The following is an 18,833-nucleotide window of genomic DNA, read 5'->3' as shown; positions in this document are numbered from 1 at the left end:
TTTGTAACATCAATTGCAGCAGAAGGCTTTAATAATACTACAAAATCATCGATTTGTGCGATAAATTAAGGCGGTCAAACTGACATTACAGATGCAATGAAAGGGATGTCTCGCCGATGGAATCTAGTATTGGTCTGACAATGCGTGTACGCCGCGCTCACCTTTTCCGTTTCAAAATATCGTCTGATGGGGCATAGTTGGGCGAATCCTGATAACGGTCCCATGTCTGACAATCGTAAACGTTACAAACGCATCGCCGACGCCATCGCCGAAGAAATCCGCTCCGGCGTCTATAGTGCGGGCGACCGCCTGCCGACCGAGCGTGAGCTGGCTGTACAGTTCAAGGTCAGCCGCCCCACCCTGCGTGAGGCCATGATCGCGCTGGAAATCCTCGGCTATATCGAGGCGCGTCAGGGCCACGGCATCGTGGTCAAGGCGGTGTCGCCCGACCCCCTGCCCATGTCCGATTCCGAAATCGGTGCTTTTGAGCTGATCGAGGCGCGCCGCCTGTTTGAAAGCGAGGTGGCGGCGCTGGCGGCCACCCTGATTACGGATGAACAGCTTGATGACCTGAAAAAACTGGCGCGGCGTATGGAAGACCCGTCTCCGGCGATTTCCGAGCGCGCTGACCGCGAATTCCACATGCTGATCGCGCAGGTGACGGGCAATGGGGCGATTGTCTCATCCGTTGAGAACCTGTGGGACTGGCGCTACCGCTCGCCGCTGGCGCGCAACATTCTGGCCCGCACGGCCAATCTCGGCATGAAGGCGCGTGTCGCCGAACACAGCCAGATCATTGAGGCGCTGGAAAAGCGCTCGCCCGACGCGGCGCGTCAGGCCATGCGCGAGCATATGGACCGTGTGATCGAGCACCTTCTGGCCACGACCGAACTGGTCGAGGTCGAAAAGGCCCGCGCCGCCGGGGAAGCGCGGCGCAAGGCGCTGGCCAAGCGGTTTCTGAAGGCATAAAAAGCCTGCCCCTTACGGAGCAGGCTTTTCGCATTGACGCTTCAGGCGCGTTACGCCCGGCGACCGCGCAGCATACGGCTAAGCCCGATCAGCAGGCAGGCCCCGATCACACCGGCGATCAGATAGCCGATCACCCCACCGAACGAGATGCCGAGGATGGCCAGCAGCCCATTGGCTACGGCCGCCCCGATGACCCCCAGCAGGATGTTCATGAACAGACCCTGTTCGGACTTCATCAGTTGTTCGGCGATCCAGCCGGCAAAGGCACCGACGATCAGGGCTGTCAGCCAGCCGATGGAATTCTCGTTCATGGAAATAGCCTCCTCAAAAGTCAGGAGCCGACAGGCCCGTGTACTGAGGCTCACACTCTCACGCGTCCGATAAGGCCAAAATGCCGCCGTGCGGCCGTCGCATAAAAACCGTGCAAGGCTCCGGCTACAAAAAACCGCCGCCTGCGATGAACAGGCGGCGGTGAGTTTGGGAGGAAATAAATTGTTTAACGCTTGATCGTGAAGCCCACGAAGAAGCGACGACCGAAATAACCCTGCTCGGTCAGAAGATTGCCAACGCCGGTAGAGGTGGTCTCTTCTTCCTTGGTCAGGTTTTTGCCTTCCATGAAGAGGCTAAGGCCGCGCGGACCGGGCTTCCAGGTGATCTTGCCGTCCAGATAACCGGTTTCGTCACGATAGAGCGGCTGACCATAGCTGTCGGCGGCGCTGACCAGCCACTTCGAGCGGTAATTATAGGCCAGACGCGCATTGATCGGGCCCTTGTCGTACCAGAAGGTGAAGTTATAGCTGTCGGTCGAAAGGCCGGGGAAGGGCAGGGGCGAGCCGTCAAGCTGGCTGTAGAGGCCGACATCCTTGGCTTCCTGATAGGTGTAGTTGGCATCGGCGCCGAAGCCCGACATCCAGCCCGGCAGGAAGGTGAAGGCGGTTTTGGCCGTCAGTTCGAGACCCGAAATCTTGGCCCCCTCACCATTGATATAGGTGGTCAGGGAATACTGGGTTCCATCGCCGAAATAATCGACCATCCCGACCGGAACCCGCGAAGAGACGTAGAAGGATTTGATGTTCTTGTAGAACAGCCCCAGCGTCACCTGCGTGTCCTTGTTGGGATAGTATTCGAAGCTCAGGTCATACTGCTTGGCGCGATAAGGCTTGAGCGACGGGTTGCCCGCGACGCAGGTGTCGGCCGTATCGGAGTCTGTGCCGTCATTGGTGTAGTTGATGGTGCAGGTCACCGAGGGCATCAGATAGTTCACCAGCGGCCGGGCCATCAGGTCGGCAAAGCCGGCACGCGCCGACAGCGTGTTCGGGATGAACCACACCCCGGCGTTAAAGCTCGGCAGCCACACCGTATAATCCTTGGTGATGGAGGTCAGGCTGTTGGACACGGTGTAGGTGGTGGCCACGTTGTTGTTGTAACGGATTTCCTGACGCGTATTGACGCCCGAAGCCGTCGTTTGCGTATTGACGCGACGCCAGCCAAAATTCCCGCTCACATCCCAGCCATTCCACGGGAAGGCATAGTTGAACTTCAGATACTGGGCGTCGGTCGTTTCGGAAACGCGGTAAGGGATGCGGTTATAGGTTTTGCCGTCGCTGCCCGTTGTCGTTTCCAGATTGTCCAGATTGAAATGCGATGTGTCGAGGTACTGCGCCACGGTCGCAAAGTCCGGATAGTTCCAGGTGGTCGGGATATTGCCGCCGCCGTAGTAGAAGCTGGAAGACAGCGGCGTCATGGCCGCCGCGAAGACGCTGTTTGAGAAGTTTCTCGACCAGGTTTCGGTCGTGGACCAGTAGCCGGTCTGATACGCCGCAGCCGCGGCGGCGGCGGCCGTCTGATCGGCGGTCTGGTTGGGGGAGATGGTGGCCGTCGAGTTGATCTGGTTGGCATAGACGACGGTGTCGTCCGTGCCCGAGGCCAGATTGCTGCCGGCGCTGAGGATCATGCCGTCGCCACCGCCAAAGATCAGGGCGCCGTAGCCATAGGTTTCGCTATCGGTCGCACGGGCACCGAATTCGATCTTGTCTATGATCGGCCAGCGCGTGTCATAGTCGAAGTCGAGCTTGTACTGCTGTTCCTCGGAATGGGCGTTCGACGGGCGATACTGGATCTGCCACTGGCTGACCGCAGAGGCGTCGGTCGGGCTATAGCCTGTGGGGAAGGTGAAGACCGGAGCGCCCGCGCTGTTGAGGCTCACGACCAGACCGGGCACATTGTAGCTGACGCTGACATTGTTGGTTTGCGACACGGTGTCGGTTTTGGCCACCGAGCCCTGAAACTCCGCCTTCAGGCGATCGCCCTTATAGTTGGCGCCAAAGCCGTAATAGTCGCTTTCGGTGGTGTATTTGAAATCGCGCGCACTGACGCTGAAGGCATTGGAGCCGCCGCGGCCGGTGGTGGTCAGACAGTTACCGGCGGTGTAGCTGCTCACCACGTGATTGACCACAGTGGTCGATCCGGCAGGCACGGTGGACCCGCAGGCCGCATTGGTTGCCGAGGTGACATTGTAGAGGCGGTTCACCGAGGTGAAGTCCGTGCCATAGTTGATGTCGTTCAGCGTCTGGTCGCGGGTGTTACGGTTATAGCTGACATAGGCGTCAATGCGGTCAGTGAACCGGTACTGGGCAACAAATTCGGCCGAGGCGCGCTTGTCATTGCGGGTCCACACGCCGTAACGCGGCACGCGCGGATTGTAGTCGTACCATTGCGACAGGCAGTTGTTGCGCTGTGCCGTCACCACGCTGCTGGAACCGGCATAGGCTGAATTACACGCGGCCTGTGTCGTGATGGCATTATAGGCCGCGATATTGGCGGCGGAGTCGGTGGGCGAGTAATAGTTGGCTGTCTTTTCCGCCGAACCGTCGAGATCGGCCAGACGCACCCAGGCTGTATTGCGCAGATAGTCACCGCGCGTATCGACATTATCGAAGGTGATGTTGGCCATCAGCCCCAGCTTGCCGTCCAGCAGCCGCGTCGCGCCGAAGAAGTTGCTGCGCGGCTTCCAGCCATCTTCTGTGTCAAGGTTTTGCAGCGAAGCGGTGATGGAGAAGGTTGGCTTTTTGAAGTCGAGCGGTTTGCGCGTCTTGACGCTGACCGTGCCGCCGACGCCGCCTTCGGTCATATCGGCCGTGAAGCCTTTGAACACGTCGATCGACTGCACCAGTTCCGAGGCCAGTTCGCGGAAGTCATTGGAACGCCCGCCGCCGCCATAGGTATTGAGGTTGCCCGCGGTGGACAGGGTGCTCATGCCGTTGATTTCGACGCGGTTCAGATCGGGTTCCACCCCGCGGATAGAGACCGAGTTCCCTTCACCAAAATCGCGGGCCAGTTGAACGCCGGTAATGCGACCCAGCGCTTCACCGACATTCTTGTCCGGGAACTGCGCAATATCATCGGCCACGATGGAGTCAGAGACCGTGCCGGCCTTCTTCTTGCGATTGATCGCCGATTGCTGCGATTGACGCGTGCCGGTGACGATGACGGTTTCAATGTCTTCTTTCGCCGGGGCAGCGGGGGCGGCCTCCTGCGCAAAAGCGACACCGCTGAGGCCCAGCAGGGCAACCGCGGTCAGGGCGGAGGCGCTTTTCAGGCGCGCGGAAAGGAGGCGGGGGGAGGGGCTGCGGATCATACCTTGGGGGCTCCTGAGCAATCTGCGGGGCGGCGGCCCGGCGGTCGTCCGGGGAGGGGGACGACGGCGCGCGGGCACCGGCGGATACATCGAACGGGAGACAGCCCAGACGCCGCTATCCCGCCGGACAGGTTCGCGCACGATGCAGAACCGGTGACGGAGAAAGGGGTGGAGCGACACAAATGGCTCCGAAAAGGGGCGAGTCTCCCTCATCGCTGCCTTTGGGCCTGCCCTTGGGTTTGTACCCTCGTGGCGCGATGATCAATTTATCAGCGCTGCGAACATTTACGATCAAAAACGATCAGTCAAGTCCTTCGCCATAAATAGCGCTGCTATTTTTATGAAAATGTCAAATATCATCGTTTCATGGGCAAAAATGCCACATAATATGTCAAAACGGGATCAAATTTGGCTAAAATATGACGCGTAAAATGACAAATATATTGGCAAATTTGGCATAAATACAAATTTAATACTTCTTAAAAATATGTGTTTTTATCAGTGATGTATTTATACTTATAATAATCCCGCATTTAAAGACGTCAGTGCTGATGTTAGGCGCTAAAATTGACGCCGTGTTTAATTTTCAAATTTGAAATATTCAAATTATGTCAAAAATGATCATCATTTTGAGACAGGAAACCGCGCGTAATCCCCAGTTTAGAAAGCGTCGCCGCTGCGCGCAGAAAAACACGCTTCACAGGCCGCGACAGGCGCTCTAAGACCGCCTGATGGTTTCAGATGTGCACAATTCGGTTTCGGTCATCGGCTTACGCGGTGTCACCCGGCGCTTCGTCTCCAAAAGCGGCGTGCAGGCGGCGCTTGATGGCGTCGATCTCGATATCGCGCGGGGTGAGGTGTTTGGCATTATCGGTCCGTCGGGGTCCGGCAAATCGACCCTGATCCGCCTGCTCAACCGGCTGGAAACGCCCAGCGAGGGCCGGGTGGAGGTCAATGGCGTCGATCTCAGTGGTCTGGATGCGCGCGCCCTGTCGGCCTTGCGGCATAAGATGGGCATGATTTTTCAATCGTTCGGCCTGTTGTCGAGCAAGACAGCGCTGCACAACGTCGCCTATGCGCTGGAACTGGCCGGGACGGGCACCCCTGCCACCCGCCGTCAGCGGGCGCTCGATCTGCTTGATCGCGTCGGCCTCAGCGCCCACGCCCAGAAATACCCCGCGCAGCTTTCGGGCGGGCAGAAGCAGCGCGTGGCCATTGCCCGTGCGCTTGCCAATGCACCGGACATCCTGCTGTGTGACGAAGCGACCTCGGCGCTCGATCCGGAGGCGACGCAGGGCATACTGACGCTTCTGGCCGAACTGAACCGCGAACTGGGCCTGACCATCGTGCTGGTAACGCATGAGATGGAGGTGGTGCGTCAGGTCTGCGACCGCGTGGCCGTGCTCGATCACGGACGGCTGGCCGAGGTCGGCACGGTGGAACAGGTGCTGTTCGCCCCGGTGAGTGCGGCCGGCCGCGCCTTATCGAAGCACATCCTGCCGCCGCCCCCCGACGGGGTGGGGGAAGGGGCTGTGACCCTGACCTATTTCGGCGAGGTGGTCTATTCCGACGCCCTGTCGGCGGCCGTACAGGGGCTTCAGGCCCGTTTCAGCGTCCTGTCCGGGCAGGTGTCGCACCTCAAATCCGGGCCCTATGGCCATATGATCGTCGATATGGCCGGCCCTGACCGCGCCGAAGCGCTGGCGCGTCTGCGGGCGCGCGGCGTCAGCGTGACGGAGGCGGTCCAATGATAAGCCCTGACTTTTTTGCCAATATCGACCCGGCGGAAATCGCCCGCGCCAGCGGTGAGACGCTCGGCATGGTCGGCGCGTCTCTGCTGCTCAGCCTCGCGCTTGGCCTGCCGCTGGGCGTGTGGCTGTCGGTGACCAGCCGGCAGGGCTTAAGCCCCAATCCGCTCCTCTATGGTCTGCTGAGTTTTGCGGTCAATGTGCTGCGCTCCATCCCCTTTGTGATCCTGTTCATCCTGCTGATCCCGGTCACTCTGGCGCTGGTCGGCACGTCCCTGGGGGTGAAGGGGGCCATTCCGCCGCTGGTGCTGGGGGCCGCCCCGTTTCTGGCGCGGCTGGTCGAAAACGCCTTGCGCGAAGTCGATCGCTCGGTGATCGAGGCCACGCAGGCGCTGGGGGCCTCAAAGCGTCAGATCATCCTGCACACCCTGCTGCCCGAAGCCCTGCCGGGCCTGATTGCGGCCGCGACTGTGACGGCCATCGCGCTCGTCTCCTATACGGCTATGGCCGGTGTGGTGGGGGCGGGCGGCCTCGGCGACCTGGCCGTCCGCTATGGCTATCAACGCTTTCAGACCGATGTCATGGTGGTGACGGTGGTGCTGATCATTGCCCTGGTTCAGGGTCTGCAAATGCTGGGCGATGTGCTGGTGGCGCGCGTCTCAAAGAAATAAGGAAGATACTTATGCTGTCTCGTCGTCATCTGATCCTGACCGGTTTTGCCGCCTCTGCTCTGGCCGCCTGCGGCAAGCCGGCCGCCAAGGGCAATGTCCTCAGCGTTGCCGCCACCGCGGTGCCGCACGCCGAAATCCTCAAGGTCATCACCCCCGATCTGGCCGCGAAAGGCATCACGCTCGATATCAAGGTCTTCAATGACTATGTGCAGCCGAACCTTCAGGTCGATCAGGGCCTGATCGACGCCAACTATTTCCAGACCCTGCCCTATCTCGACTCGTTCAACAAAGAGCGCGGCACCAAGCTGGTGACCGTGGTCGGTGTGCATGTCGAGCCGTTTGGCGGCTATTCGCGCAAACATAAGGCGATTGGCGACCTGCCGCAGGGCGCGGTCATCGCCGTGCCCAATGATGCGTCGAACACCGGGCGCGCTCTGATCCTGCTGCACAAGAACGGCCTGATCACGCTGAAAGACCCGACCAATATCAATGCGACGTTGAAAGACATCGCCGGTAACCCCAAAGGCTTTGTGTTCAAGGAGCTGGAATCGCCGTCCCTGCCGCGTGTCCTGCCGGAGGTCGATCTGGCCCTGATCAACACCAACTATGCGCTGGATGCCAAGCTGGACCCGAAGAAAGACGCCCTGATCATCGAAGGCGCGGACAGCCCGTACATCAACTATCTGGTGGCACGTGCCGACAAGAAAGACGACCTGCGCATCAAGGCGCTGGCCGAAGCCCTGACCTCTCAAAAGGTCAAGGATTTCATCGCCAAGACCTATAATGGTGCGGTCATTGCGGCGTTTTAGCTGACACCACCTCCTCAAGACGGGTCAGACGTGTTGTGAGCAGATTGAGCGTTGTGAAGTGCACGTAGAGCAGGATAATATAGCCGACGTAAGGGATGAGAGTTAGCAGTGCAATCCTGCCGCGCTGGGGGGCCAGTCGTTTCAAGATGACGTAGTAGCTGAGCCCCAGCAGACCTTGCCAAAGAACCGAAAGGATCAGCGATGGTACAAGCTGCACCCATATATCCGTGTCCGTAGTCTTTCCCCGCCTTACGTCTTGAGTGGTTAGAGACGTTGCACGGGGTGGAACGCCTGTCCAGCGCGCAACGCGCGTTAGAGCGGGATGATTTTAAGTGGAGGTATCATCCAGCTCTAAATTTCTGTTTTGTCGCGCAATTTTTCCGAAAAGTGGTTTCAACTTTATCGGATTGCGCTCTGGCCGAGTCAGAATTTCATATGTCGTGAACAGAGGCCTGCATTCTGTTTTGATGCCAGAACGTCCCGGAGACACCTCTATGGCTGCTCCCGTGAAATTACCTGTTTCACAAGGCTGCAAAGGCATTTGCCTGATCACTTCTTTATTTTGACAATACGGTAAAAGACATAAATCAACGCCAAAGCGGCGATAGCTATAGACGCCGCTTCAAACCATGTGCCGAACCGCTGCGAGAATAGACCTTCGCCGTTCAAATAACGCAACACGATCAATCCGCCAAAGGTTGTAAAAAGTAACAAGCCGGCTGTGATGCCGATAATCCTGATCCAAAGTCGCATACGTCTCTCCCCCAACACACGAGGGCATCGTAGTGCAGGGTTTGTCAGGCGACAAGCAAGACTCAAAACCTGACAAACAGGTTGCGGAACCATTGCGGGCCGGAGCGTGAGGCTTCGCGCCAGTCGGCGGAGGTGTCGGCCTCTTCGGGCGTATAGCCGAACGGATTGAAGGTCTTAACCTTGCCCGCCTTGAAGGCTGCCGGTGAGGGGGTAACGAGCGTCAGGCCGTGCACGGCGGCGGTTGCGGCCATCAGCGCATCGCGGGAATCGCTCATATTGAGGGCCGCCCGGCGTCGGGCCACCGCGGCATCTATGGGAAGGATGTGGTTTTCAAAAGCGCGCGGCACCTGTTCGTCCAGCCATTGCCGCAGCAGACGCCCGCTTTCGGCGTCGCGTTTTTCCGCCGCCGCGACGCTGGTTTCCATCTCCAGCAGGCTCAGCACCGACAGAAACAGGTGCTGACGCCCAATGCCCGACGCCCAGCGCGTCAGGCCGGGATCAGTGTCACCGGCCTTGGCCTTGCGCAGTTCCATAACGATGGGGGTGTCGAGCAGGTACATTCGAGCGCTTTCCGAAAAGTGTGACGCACTTTTCGGGAAAAAAGCGCGTTTAACCAAAAAATTTAGAGCGTGATTTCGATTCAATCTGAACGAAATGCGCTCTAAATCCCTCCCTGACGGTCCCAGCCATCCCCGGCACGGGCGGCATCAAGGTCAATCGTCACCCCTTCGCTGAGCGCCAGCAGATCGACCAGAGTCTCCGTCTGCCCCGACAGGGCGCGATAGGCGTCAAAGCTCAGCAGCACGTGAGTCGGCTTGCCCCGGTCGGTGATAAAGACCGGCTCAGACAAGGCGGCGCGTTTGGCGCTGCCGACATCCTGATTGAATTCCCGGCTGGAAAAGGTCGTCAATTTGCACCTACGTTGCTACAAACGAGCGCGCTAATATGTAGTGACGTTACTACATCGTGACCGATTGGCAACAATTTTCAAACGCGCGATTTCAAAACGTTTTTTTAAGCAGCAACCGGTTGCGCCCGGGGCGGTTTGTGTGTCTGTCTCAGCCACCGGCCTCGCCCGAAAGAAGGCCGAACACAGATCAATCAGGGGATCACAGACACGCATGACCGTCGCCACACCCGACATGTGGGCTCACACGCTTGAGACCATCACCACCATCCTGTCGCCGCATGGGCCTAACGGCACCTATAATGCCAATGACTTCAGCATTCGTTTTTTCCTGCAAATCGGCCTGATCATCCTGGCGTGCCGCGTGGTGGGCTGGCTGGGTCAGAAGTTTCTGGCGCAGCCGCAGGTGGTCGGTGAAATGATCGCCGGGGTCATTCTGGGGCCCTCGCTGCTGGGGCTTTTGTTCCCCGACCTTCAGGGGGCCATCTTCCCCAAGGAAAGCCGCAATGTCCTCTATGTCGGGGCGCAACTGGGCGTGGGTCTTTATATGTTCCTCGTCGGCTGCACCTTCCGCGCCGACCATTTCGCGCAAAAGGGCAAGAGCGCTGCGGCTGTATCGCTATCGGGCATTACGGTGCCGTTTCTGATGGCCGTGCTGATTACGCCGTGGCTTCTCACCGTGCCGGGTCTGTTTGCCGAAGGCATTTCACAGGTTAACGCCACCCTGTTCATGGGGGCCTGTATCGCGCTGACCGCCTTCCCGATGCTGGCGCGCATTATTAATGAGCGAGGTCTGGCCAATTCGTCTCTGGGCACCCTGTCCCTGACCGCCGGCGCTTTTGATGACGCCGTGTCGTGGTGCGTGCTGGCTATTGTGCTGGCGACCTTTGGTGGCGGGCCGGGCATTGCTGTGCTGGCCATCGGCGGCGGCCTGTTGTGGACGCTGTTCGTCGTGTTCGCCGGCAAGCGCCTGCTGGCGCCGCTGGGGCGCATGGTCGAAGACCGCGGCGAGATGAGCCACACGGTTCTGGCCATCACCCTGATCGCCTTTGCCACCTCGGCCTTTGTGATGGACGCAGTGGGCATCCACGCCATCTTTGGCGGCTTCATTCTGGGGACGGTCATGCCGCGCGGCAAGTTCACCGAAGAACTGAAGAAGAAGGTCGAACCGCTGACCGTCATCCTGCTGCTGCCGATGTTCTTCACCTATTCGGGGCTGAATACGCGCCTTGATATGGTCAATAATCTCGAACTGCTGCTGATCGCACTGGCCATTCTGGCCGTGTCGATCCTCGCCAAGTTCGGCGCCTGCTATGCGGCGGCGCGCCTGACCGGCGAAGACAACCGCACCGCGCTTGGCATCGGCGCGCTGATGAATTCCCGCGGGCTGATGGAGCTGATCATCATCAATATCGGCCTGCAAAAGGGTATTATCGGCCCGGCCCTGTTCTCGATGCTGGTGCTGATGGCGATTGTCACCACGGTTATGGCCTCGCCGCTGTTCGAAGCCGTCTATGGCCGCAAGGCCCGGGAAAGCGGCGAGCTTGGGGCTTTGCCGGACAGGTCGCCGGACTGATCTCTCTACCTGCCTCATTGCGCCCCGGTGATCCTCCCGCCGGGGCGTTTTTTTATGCCGACTCCGCAAAGCCCTCGGCATAGATTTGCCGGATCAGGGTGCGGTGCGGCGGCAGGTCCAGCGTCGCCCGCTCGCCGAAATTATGGATCTTGGCAAAGGTCCGGTTGGCGTCCTCCACATGCGGGAACTGGTCGCGCGCCCCGCTGAGGTCGGTCCGGAAGCCCATCCCGTAGAGAATGTACTGATAGTTGAAGAAGGCGAAGGTTTCGACGTCGATCAAAAAATCGAACCGGCTGGGCGGCCGGTAACGCCACTGATCCAGCAACTCGCGCAACCGGTCGGGCCAGGTCTGCGCATCGGCATTGTCGCGCCAGAAGGCCTCGCTGCGGTGGCTCAGCGCGTAGTGCAGCTTGAGGAAGGTAACGATATTCTCGTAACGCGCTGTCATCAGGGCGTTGAAGCGCCGGGCGGAGGCGTCGATAGGCCCGGCGTGGGGGAACAGTTCGGCGATCATGGCCACGGCGACCTCGATCATCACGATACCGGTCGATTCCAGCGGCTCCATAAAGCCACCCGCCAGACCCACCGCCACGCAGTTGCCGATCCACGGATTCTCGCGATAGCCGGGCTCGAACGCAATCTCGCGCAGGGTCAGCGGGGCCTTGCTCCCCACATAACGGCGCAGTGTCGCTTCGGCCTCATCGTCGCTGGTGTGGTCGGTCGAGTAGGTATAGCCGATGCCGCGCTGCCCATCAAGGCCGATGTCCCAGGTCCAGCCCGCCGCGTGAGCCGTAGCCACCGTATAGCTTTCGATGGGGGCATCGGGGCGTTCATAGGGTGCCTTGCAGGCCAGCGCCTTATTGGTGAACAGCGTCCCGCGCACGGAACGGAACGGCGAGCCCAATGCCTTGCCGATCAGTTCCGCCCGAAAGCCCGAACAGTCGATATAGAGGTCCGCCGTCAGCACCTCGCCGTCGGCGACGATGTGGTCGATCTGCCCCGTGTGGTCCAGCACCACCCCATCGAGCCGCGCCGGCTTATGCACCACCCCCAGAGCGACGGCGCGTTCGGCCAGCACCTCGGCCAACTGATGCGCATCGAAATGGTAGGCATAGTTCAGCGGGCCGGCAAAATCGCCTTCGTGCGGGCGTTTGGGTGCGCGCCGCGCCTCGGCCACGCGCTTCTGAAAGGTCACGGCCTCGGCAAAGGGCTTGCGCGTCGCCTCGTCCTGCAACAGCCAGTAGGGGACCAGCCCTTCACCCTCGGTATAGTAAGGGGCTTCGAACGGGTGGAAATAGTGCGCGTGCTGTCCGTTGACTGGCGTCTTCAGCCAGTCGGCAAAACGGATGCCCTGTTTGAAGGTGGCGGTGGTGCGCCGCATAAACGGCGCTTCATCGATGCCGATGAATTTCAGCGTCTGGCGTATGGTGGGGAAGGTGCCTTCGCCGACGCCGACGCTGCTGATCTCAGGTGACTCCACCAGCACGATCTCAAGGCGCGGCTGACGTTTGATGTCGAAATAGCGCGCCAGATAGGCCGCCGCCAGCCATCCGGCCGTACCACCCCCCAGGATCAGGATTCTGCGCTTGCCCGTCATGGGTCTGAGTATGCGACGTTTTGGCGGCGCGGGCAATCGGCAGGGGCTATACCGCCTGAGTGGCCGTCTCTGCGAGCTGTGTGGCCTCCGCATCTCTGGCGCGCCGCCACGGTCCGGCATAGCTCGCAGGCGTGTGGCATCGCCGGTCCGGCCCCGTATAGTGGGCGGTGGCGATCCATTCGCGCTCCTGCGTCAGGACGTGGCGCAGATGGTCGAGCAGCACCTGTGCCGAAAAGGGCTTGGCGATCACCTCGTTAATGCCGGCGTCGCGCGCCCGCATAATGTTGCTGCGTTCGGTATGACCGGTGATGAGGATGATCGGCACGGTGCGGTTGGGGCTGTCGGTGCCCTGCCGCAGCAGCTTGGCCGTTTCGATGCCATCCAGTTGGTCCATGACCAGATCCATGATGATCAGATCGACGGGACTGGTTTTCAGGATTTCAAACACTTCGATGCCGCTGCTGGCCTGTTTGACTGTCTTCAGCCCTATCGACCTGAGCATCTCAGACACCAGCTTGCGGATGTTGAGGCTGTCATCGACCACCAGTACGCTGAGGCGCGACAGGTCGAGAGGGGTATCGGTGGCGGTGGGTTTCATGCCTGTGGTCTTTCTTTTTTTAAGCTTACCCTGCGGCTCGCGGGGGCAGGACCGTTTGACGGCCCCGCCCCCAGGGTCAACGGGGTGTGGGGTGACTCAGGCGGCGCGCACGGTTTGCAGGAATTTGTCCATTTCCTGATGCAGCCGCTCGGCCTGCTGTGCCAGTTCGGCCGATGCCCCCAGCACCTGCACGGCGGAGGTGCCGGTCTGTTCCGCCGCCATGGCCACGCCGGTGATGTTGGTGGTCACCTCCTGCGTACCGATTGAGGCCTGATTGACGGCCTGAACGATCTCCTGCGTCGCCGCTGTCTGCTGTTCGACGGCAGAGGCAATGATGGTGTTGGTCTGGTTGATGTGGGTGATGGTGCCGGAAATATTGGAGATGGCTGCCGCGGCCTTGGCGGTGGCCTCCTGCATGTGGGCGATCTTATCCGAGATTTCCGTCGTGGCCTTGGCCGTCTGACCGGCCAGCGCCTTGACCTCGGAAGCGACCACGGCAAAGCCCTTGCCCGCTTCTCCCGCACGCGCCGACTCAATGGTGGCGTTGAGCGCCAGCAGGTTGGTCTGGCTGGCCAGACCAGCGATCAGATCGACCACCCCGCCGATGCTGACGGCGACCGTATTCAGCTCGTCCACCAGACGCACCGCGCCGCTGGCCTCTTCCACGGCTTCCGAAGAAATGCTGGCCGAGGTTTCGACCTGACGCCCGATTTCGCTGACCGAAGCCCCCAGTTCTTCGGCGGACGACGCCACCGAGGTGACATTGGCCCCGGCCTCTTCGGCGGCGGCCGAGACAGCGACCGATTGCGCCGACGCCTGCTGCGCCGTGGTGGTCAGTTGCTGTGCCGAGGCCTGCATTTCCGTGGCCGCACTGGACACCAGCGAGACGATGCCGCCCACCGATTTTTCGAACTCATCGGCCAGTTTGAGCATCATCTGACGCCGTTCCTGGTCCTGCCTCTGGCGTTCGGCCTCGGCGTCGGCGGCCTTTTGCAGGGCCTCTTCTTCGGTGACGATGCGGATGCGATCGACCGCTCGCGAAATGTCGCCGATCTCGTCCTTGCGTCCGGCCCCGGCGATTTCGCGCAGCTTTTCGCCAGAGGCCAGCCGACCCAGCGCCTCGGTCAGGCGGGCAATGGGGTTGGCGACATTATTGGCCATGACGGCGATCATCGCGATGCCCAGCACCGCCACGATCAGGGCGCAGACGATTTCCCACAGCGAGTCGCTGCCGCCACGCGCCTTGAGCGCATTGGACAGCTTGTCAGCATCGGCCATGACGACGGTGCGCGGCACGGTGATGATCACCGACCAGAACTGCCCGCTGCGGCCCAGCTGAATGGGGGCATAGACGCGCATCTGATCGTTCTTTTTGTCGAAATCGACGGCCGAGCGGCCCGCCTTGACGGTATCGAGAGCGCTCCACGCCATCGGATCGACGGTCTGCACCGAGCCACCGACGGCGTCGGGGAAGGCGCTCGACGCGACCACCAGCCCGTCGGAGGTGACGATGGTCACATTGCCCTTGCCCTCATAAATCGACTTTTTCACCGACTGGGCCAGAACCTGCACGAAGGACAGGTCGAAATCGGCCCCGGCCACCCCTTTGAACTGACCGTCAATGACGATGGGCACCGACATGGTGGCCAGAAAGACGGGCTTGCCCTGTACGATATAGGGCAGGGGGGCGAGGATGCTTTCCTTACCATTGGCCTGCGGGCCAAGGAACCAGCCGCCCTTGATCAGGCCATTGGGGTGGCGGTCCTGACTGTCGTATTCGACCAGCGGCTGAAGCGCGATTTCGCCCTGCGCATTGCGCGTCCAGTAGGGCAGGGCGCGGCCTGTGGCGTCGGAGCCTACCGCCTTGCGGTTGACATAGGCCCCGTCCGCCCCGTCCAGCGCATTGGGGGCCCAGGCGCTGTAGGTGCCGTTAAAGCGCGGATTGTCCTTCAGCACCCCCAGCAGGATCTCGTTCAGATGCTGACGCCGCTGAGCGCGCGGCACGCCGCCGGGGCCGGCGATCACTTCCAGGCTGCGCGCCATGTTACGGGCGGCGGAAAACGCCGTATCGACCTCGGTGCGGATCGTCCCGGCCTGCGCATCGGCCAGCCGCGTCAGGGACTCACTGCTGTTGCGATCCAGCAGACCCTGCACATTCTGGTTCACAAAATGCGCGGTCTTGCCTGACGAAAAGATGCCGAAACCAACAAGGGCCCCGGTCGCCATCAGTAGGCAGAGCGCCGACAAGGCGACGATCTTGGTTTTAACGGAATGTATGTTCATGTGCGTCCTCCAGCCGCCATAACGGCGTTAGGGGGATCATCGCGCCCACAATAATAAACGATGTCTTAAGCGATTTTGCCGCTTATATTTTGTGTAATGATAAATAATGCGACGAAATATCACGCTGTCGCAAATTGCGACAACCGAGTATATTTAATACGCGGCGATGTAATATTTGTCTTTGATTGATAATTTGCTTACGGGGCGCGTTATGTTTTGGAAAGCAACCCCTGCGATTACAGAAGGTGGCAACTGATTACCGCGCAGGCATCAGGCGGAACAGTTCGAACATCTCCTGCAGGACGTTAAAGTCGATAGGCTTGACCAGATGCAGGTCGAAACCCGCTTCGGCGGTCTCGCGACGGCGCGCCGCATCGCCCCAGCCGGTTTGGGCGATGATCTTGCAGCGACGGGTGCGCGGATCGGCGCGTAAGGCGCGCGCCGCGCTCAGGCCGTCGATTTCCGGCATCCCCAGATCGAGCAGCACGACGTCCGGGTGAAAGCTGCGCGCCGTGTCTATCGCGCTGAGACCGTCGAAACAGGTCCGCACCTCATCGCCCCACGATTCGATGGCCCAGCTCAAGGTCAGGGCCGAAGCTTGATTGTCGTCAACGACCAGCACTTTCAAAGGCGCGGGCGTGAGAACTGCCCCGTCTTTGCGTTCTTGACAATCAATCATGACAAACCTTTGAGAAAAATGATATTTTACGAGGGTCGCGCCTTGCTGACGCGGCCCGTCCTTAACCGTAAGCGGCGTAAAAAATCAGTATTGACTGTCCGCGTTTACAGGTGGCTCTGCGGCTTGCGGATGCGACGGAGCGCCTTGCGGGTCGCCCTGACGCGCTCGTCCTCGCGGATCGGGCGCTGGCTATCCTTACTCAGCAGGTGTTCGTCCGTTGTACCTTTCGGCGGAAAGGGATCGCTGTCGTGGCCTTTCTCTTCGGCGCTCTGGCTGATCTCTTCAGGTGTGGGGGAGCGGTGGTGCGTCATAATATCTCCTTTCCACCGGAAATCTGGGCGCAAAGGCATAAGACGAAAATGGCGGGCCGCGCACAGGTTGTGAACACGGTATAAAGGCACTTTGTCTCCCAGACCGGGCAAAACCGCGGCTTGAGAAGAGATAAAAAAACAGGATGTTAGAGCGCAATCCGAAAAAGTGCCATGAAAGTGTCTTGCCACTTTTCGGGTAAATTGCGCGACCAAGCAAAAACTGAGAGCCATTCGGCGGCTCACTGAGCCGACGAATGCTCTCGGCTGCATTTTTCGATTCAATCCGAACGCGATCTGTTTTAGGTTCGCTGCGCCAGAGGGCAATCGGAGGCTGATATGACGACGGTCAGGACGGCTCAGACACCATCCGCTGTGGGCGAGACGCTGCCGCCCTCTATCCTCATTGTCGATGACCGCTGGCAGAATCTTCTGGCGACCGAAGCCCTGCTCAAGCCGCTGGGGGCCGACATCGTTACTGCCGAGTCAGGCGAGGCGGCGCTGAGCCTGGTGCTCGAGCGCCATTTCGCCATTGTCCTGCTCGATGTGCAGATGCCCGGCATGGATGGGTTTGAAACCGCGCGCCTGATGAAGACCCGGCCCTCCATGCAGGGGGTGCCGATCATCTTCGTCACCGCCCTTTCCAAGGAGGACCACTACGCCACCGAAGCGGCGGCCATCGGGGCGGTGGACTATATCTTTAAGCCGATTAATCCCGACATCCTCAAATCCAAGGTGCAGGTCTATCTCGACCTCTACACCCAGCGGCAGCAGATACTGCAACTGAATGCCACCCTGCGTCAGTCGAACGAGGAACTGGAGCGCTTCGCCTATGTCTGTTCGCATGACATGAAGGAGCCGGTACGCATGATGAACATCTATGCCGGCTTTCTGGCCGAGGATTCCGCCGAAAAGCTCGACGAAGATGGTCGTCGCTATGTGCAGTATATCCGCGACAACGCCACGCGCCTGAACCGTATGATCGGCGACATCCTCAACTTCTCGCGCGTCGGCCGTGAAGCCATCGAGGTTGAGGCGGTCGATACACGGCGCGTTTTTGATGAGGTCTGCGCCGGTCTGGCCGGTGTCATCGAAGCCCAGCGCGCAAAGGTCACCTGCGGTGCTTTGCCGGAAATGCACACCTCACCCACCCTGATGCGTGTCCTGCTGCAAAACCTGATCGGCAATGCGCTTAAGTTTCAGGACGGCCGGCGCATCCCGGAAATCCACGTCTCGGCGCGCCGCGAAGGCAAGGCCTATCGCTTCGACGTATCCGATAACGGCATCGGTATCGATCCGGCCTATGCCGATCGCATCTTCACCATCTTTCAGAGGCTGCACAGCGAGGATGAATTTCCGGGCACAGGGATTGGCCTTTCGACCTGTCGCAAATTCGTGCGCCTCTACGGCGGAGAGATCAGTTTTATCTCGACGCCGGGCGAAGGCACGACCTTCAGCTTTACCCTGCCGCAACCGGCCCGTCTGTAAATCCTGAACCGGAGACGTCATGACGCTCGAACTTCTGCTGATCGAGGATAATGAAGGCGATGTCGAAATGACGCGCCGCGCTCTGCGCACGGCGGCGACCGAGTGCCGGGTGTCAGTGGCCGGCAATGGGGCGCAGGGGCTGGAGTGTCTGCGCCGCGAAGGCCGTTTCGCGGAGGCGCCCCGTCCCGACCTGATCCTGCTCGATATCAACATGCCGCGTATGGACGGCAAGATGTTCCTCAGCGAGATCAAGGCCGATCCGGCCTTCAAAGCCATTCCCGTGGTGATGTTCACCTCGTCGGAGTCGCCGACCGACATCCGCGACTGCTACGAGCGTCAGGCCAGCAGCTATGTCGTCAAACCGTTTGAGGGCGCGCTCTACGCCGAAACCGTGCGCGAAGTGGTGCGCTTTTGGGGGCAAATTGCCAAACTGCCCTGATGGGCACGGGGTGGACGGACAAAATCAGCGGGCGCGGAAAGAAAATTTCCGCGCCTGTTTTTATTTAAGTTGCTGATATAAATGATAAAATGAAGCGATCGCCTCGCTAGAGGCCAAATAAAACACTACGACCTTGTGGAAAACCGAAAAAGACCGTTGACGCGGATCGGGGGTTCGAATAGAAACCGCCTCCTCGCCGCTGACGGCGGCAACGAAATCTTTACGAAGCTTAACGCTGAAACGGATTTCCGGTCTTTGACATTGTATACTGGGGAAGGGAAACGCAGGCGGCGGTGGTCTATGACGACTACTGTTGCAAGCGGTCTCTTTTAATAGACAACCATTTATGGGTTGGGGTTTAGGCTCCGATC

The 18,833-nt window shown here is 59.9% G+C and carries 19 protein-coding genes; 7 read left to right on the top strand and 12 right to left on the bottom strand.

Annotation, left to right across the window (positions count from 1 at the left end; genetic code table 11):
• The first annotated feature begins 222 nt into the window (after positions 1-222).
• Positions 223-969 carry a FadR/GntR family transcriptional regulator gene (locus Q0072_RS14725; RefSeq protein WP_298331528.1) on the top strand — a complete coding sequence of 249 codons (747 nt, stop codon included), beginning with the start codon at positions 223-225 and terminating at the stop codon, positions 967-969.
• 50 nt (positions 970-1,019) lie between these two features.
• Here Q0072_RS14725 and Q0072_RS14720 read toward each other — a convergent pair whose 3' ends face one another.
• Positions 1,020-1,280, bottom strand: a complete 261-nt coding sequence (locus Q0072_RS14720) for a GlsB/YeaQ/YmgE family stress response membrane protein (protein WP_013480787.1) — start codon at positions 1,278-1,280, stop codon at positions 1,020-1,022.
• 185 nt (positions 1,281-1,465) lie between these two features.
• Positions 1,466-4,606 (bottom strand): TonB-dependent receptor, encoded by a 3,141-nt coding sequence (locus Q0072_RS14715; protein ID WP_298331526.1) that lies wholly within the window; start codon positions 4,604-4,606, stop codon positions 1,466-1,468.
• A gap of 731 nt (positions 4,607-5,337) precedes the next feature.
• Here Q0072_RS14715 and Q0072_RS14710 point away from each other — a divergent pair.
• The 3 genes from Q0072_RS14710 to Q0072_RS14700 are packed head-to-tail and all read left to right on the top strand — an operon-like array spanning position 5,338 to position 7,834.
• The gene (locus tag Q0072_RS14710; RefSeq protein ID WP_298331524.1) at positions 5,338-6,357 is read left to right on the top strand and encodes an ATP-binding cassette domain-containing protein; all 1,020 of its coding nucleotides are present in this window, start codon (positions 5,338-5,340) and stop codon (positions 6,355-6,357) included.
• Entirely contained in the window at positions 6,354-7,025 is a 672-nt protein-coding gene (locus Q0072_RS14705; RefSeq protein ID WP_298331522.1) for a methionine ABC transporter permease, read from the top strand. Before Q0072_RS14710 ends, Q0072_RS14705 begins: the two co-directional genes overlap by 4 nt.
• Positions 7,026-7,036: 11 nt before the next feature.
• Complete coding sequence (locus Q0072_RS14700; RefSeq protein ID WP_298331520.1) at positions 7,037-7,834, top strand: MetQ/NlpA family ABC transporter substrate-binding protein; 798 nt, start codon at positions 7,037-7,039, stop codon at positions 7,832-7,834.
• Here Q0072_RS14700 and Q0072_RS14695 read toward each other — a convergent pair.
• The 4 genes from Q0072_RS14695 to Q0072_RS14680 form a co-directional block, all read right to left on the bottom strand.
• Positions 7,818-8,051 carry a hypothetical protein gene (locus Q0072_RS14695; RefSeq protein WP_298331518.1) on the bottom strand — a complete coding sequence of 78 codons (234 nt, stop codon included), beginning with the start codon at positions 8,049-8,051 and terminating at the stop codon, positions 7,818-7,820. The genes Q0072_RS14700 and Q0072_RS14695 overlap by 17 nt on opposite strands.
• Before the next feature lie 332 nt (positions 8,052-8,383).
• Positions 8,384-8,587 carry a hypothetical protein gene (locus tag Q0072_RS14690; protein WP_298331515.1) on the bottom strand — a complete coding sequence of 68 codons (204 nt, stop codon included), beginning with the start codon at positions 8,585-8,587 and terminating at the stop codon, positions 8,384-8,386.
• A gap of 62 nt (positions 8,588-8,649) precedes the next feature.
• Positions 8,650-9,147, bottom strand: a complete 498-nt coding sequence (locus Q0072_RS14685; RefSeq protein ID WP_298331513.1) for a PIN domain-containing protein — start codon at positions 9,145-9,147, stop codon at positions 8,650-8,652.
• 101 nt (positions 9,148-9,248) lie between these two features.
• Positions 9,249-9,497 (bottom strand): type II toxin-antitoxin system Phd/YefM family antitoxin, encoded by a 249-nt coding sequence (locus tag Q0072_RS14680; RefSeq protein ID WP_298331511.1) that lies wholly within the window; start codon positions 9,495-9,497, stop codon positions 9,249-9,251.
• Positions 9,498-9,708: 211 nt separating this feature from the next.
• On the opposite strand from Q0072_RS14680, the gene Q0072_RS14675 reads away from it, so the two are divergent.
• Positions 9,709-11,070 carry a cation:proton antiporter gene (locus tag Q0072_RS14675; protein ID WP_126423241.1) on the top strand — a complete coding sequence of 454 codons (1,362 nt, stop codon included), beginning with the start codon at positions 9,709-9,711 and terminating at the stop codon, positions 11,068-11,070.
• A 52-nt stretch (positions 11,071-11,122) separates the two neighbouring features.
• Here Q0072_RS14675 and Q0072_RS14670 read toward each other — a convergent pair whose 3' ends face one another.
• The 5 genes from Q0072_RS14670 to Q0072_RS14650 form a co-directional block, all read right to left on the bottom strand.
• Positions 11,123-12,667: a tryptophan halogenase family protein gene (locus Q0072_RS14670; protein WP_298331508.1), complete on the bottom strand. Its 1,545-nt coding sequence runs from the start codon at positions 12,665-12,667 to the stop codon at positions 11,123-11,125.
• 46 nt (positions 12,668-12,713) lie between these two features.
• A complete protein-coding gene (locus Q0072_RS14665; RefSeq protein WP_298331507.1) occupies positions 12,714-13,265 on the bottom strand; it encodes a response regulator in 552 nt (183 codons plus the stop codon).
• 96 nt (positions 13,266-13,361) lie between these two features.
• Positions 13,362-15,548: a methyl-accepting chemotaxis protein gene (locus Q0072_RS14660; protein WP_298331505.1), complete on the bottom strand. Its 2,187-nt coding sequence runs from the start codon at positions 15,546-15,548 to the stop codon at positions 13,362-13,364.
• 256 nt (positions 15,549-15,804) lie between these two features.
• Positions 15,805-16,227: a response regulator gene (locus Q0072_RS14655; protein WP_298331503.1), complete on the bottom strand. Its 423-nt coding sequence runs from the start codon at positions 16,225-16,227 to the stop codon at positions 15,805-15,807.
• Between the two features lie 104 nt (positions 16,228-16,331).
• Entirely contained in the window at positions 16,332-16,538 is a 207-nt protein-coding gene (locus Q0072_RS14650; protein WP_298331501.1) for a hypothetical protein, read from the bottom strand.
• A gap of 336 nt (positions 16,539-16,874) precedes the next feature.
• Between Q0072_RS14650 and Q0072_RS14645 the strand changes: the two genes are divergently transcribed.
• Together Q0072_RS14645 and Q0072_RS14640 are read left to right on the top strand one after the other, a co-directional pair.
• The gene (locus Q0072_RS14645; protein WP_298331499.1) at positions 16,875-18,023 is read left to right on the top strand and encodes an ATP-binding protein; all 1,149 of its coding nucleotides are present in this window, start codon (positions 16,875-16,877) and stop codon (positions 18,021-18,023) included.
• Positions 18,024-18,042: 19 nt separating this feature from the next.
• Positions 18,043-18,462, top strand: coding sequence for a response regulator (locus Q0072_RS14640; protein ID WP_126423255.1), 420 nt, complete (start codon positions 18,043-18,045; stop codon positions 18,460-18,462).
• Between the two features lie 60 nt (positions 18,463-18,522).
• On the opposite strand, the gene Q0072_RS14635 is transcribed toward Q0072_RS14640, so the two are convergent.
• Positions 18,523-18,833: hypothetical protein (locus Q0072_RS14635; protein ID WP_298331497.1), on the bottom strand; the 311-nt coding region annotated here is incomplete at its 5' end.

The organism is Asticcacaulis sp. (genome assembly GCF_027484505.1).
Lineage (GTDB): Bacteria > Pseudomonadota > Alphaproteobacteria > Caulobacterales > Caulobacteraceae > Asticcacaulis.
The sequence above is the reverse complement of the archived record's forward strand: the minus strand, read 5'-3'. Positions and strand labels throughout refer to the sequence as shown.

Coding starts and splice junctions, on each gene's coding strand:
- Q0072_RS14660 (WP_298331505.1), bottom strand. CDS start 15,548: ATGAACATACATTCCGTTAAAACCAAGATCGTCGCCTTGTCGGCGCTC.
- Q0072_RS14665 (WP_298331507.1), bottom strand. CDS start 13,265: ATGAAACCCACCGCCACCGATACCCCTCTCGACCTGTCGCGCCTCAGC.
- Q0072_RS14685 (WP_298331513.1), bottom strand. CDS start 9,147: ATGTACCTGCTCGACACCCCCATCGTTATGGAACTGCGCAAGGCCAAG.
- Q0072_RS14715 (WP_298331526.1), bottom strand. CDS start 4,606: ATGATCCGCAGCCCCTCCCCCCGCCTCCTTTCCGCGCGCCTGAAAAGC.
- Q0072_RS14710 (WP_298331524.1), top strand. CDS start 5,338: ATGGTTTCAGATGTGCACAATTCGGTTTCGGTCATCGGCTTACGCGGT.
- Q0072_RS14655 (WP_298331503.1), bottom strand. CDS start 16,227: ATGATTGATTGTCAAGAACGCAAAGACGGGGCAGTTCTCACGCCCGCG.
- Q0072_RS14690 (WP_298331515.1), bottom strand. CDS start 8,587: ATGCGACTTTGGATCAGGATTATCGGCATCACAGCCGGCTTGTTACTT.
- Q0072_RS14705 (WP_298331522.1), top strand. CDS start 6,354: ATGATAAGCCCTGACTTTTTTGCCAATATCGACCCGGCGGAAATCGCC.
- Q0072_RS14725 (WP_298331528.1), top strand. CDS start 223: ATGTCTGACAATCGTAAACGTTACAAACGCATCGCCGACGCCATCGCC.
- Q0072_RS14670 (WP_298331508.1), bottom strand. CDS start 12,667: ATGACGGGCAAGCGCAGAATCCTGATCCTGGGGGGTGGTACGGCCGGA.
- Q0072_RS14645 (WP_298331499.1), top strand. CDS start 16,875: ATGACGACGGTCAGGACGGCTCAGACACCATCCGCTGTGGGCGAGACG.
- Q0072_RS14700 (WP_298331520.1), top strand. CDS start 7,037: ATGCTGTCTCGTCGTCATCTGATCCTGACCGGTTTTGCCGCCTCTGCT.
- Q0072_RS14675 (WP_126423241.1), top strand. CDS start 9,709: ATGACCGTCGCCACACCCGACATGTGGGCTCACACGCTTGAGACCATC.
- Q0072_RS14640 (WP_126423255.1), top strand. CDS start 18,043: ATGACGCTCGAACTTCTGCTGATCGAGGATAATGAAGGCGATGTCGAA.
- Q0072_RS14650 (WP_298331501.1), bottom strand. CDS start 16,538: ATGACGCACCACCGCTCCCCCACACCTGAAGAGATCAGCCAGAGCGCC.
- Q0072_RS14720 (WP_013480787.1), bottom strand. CDS start 1,280: ATGAACGAGAATTCCATCGGCTGGCTGACAGCCCTGATCGTCGGTGCC.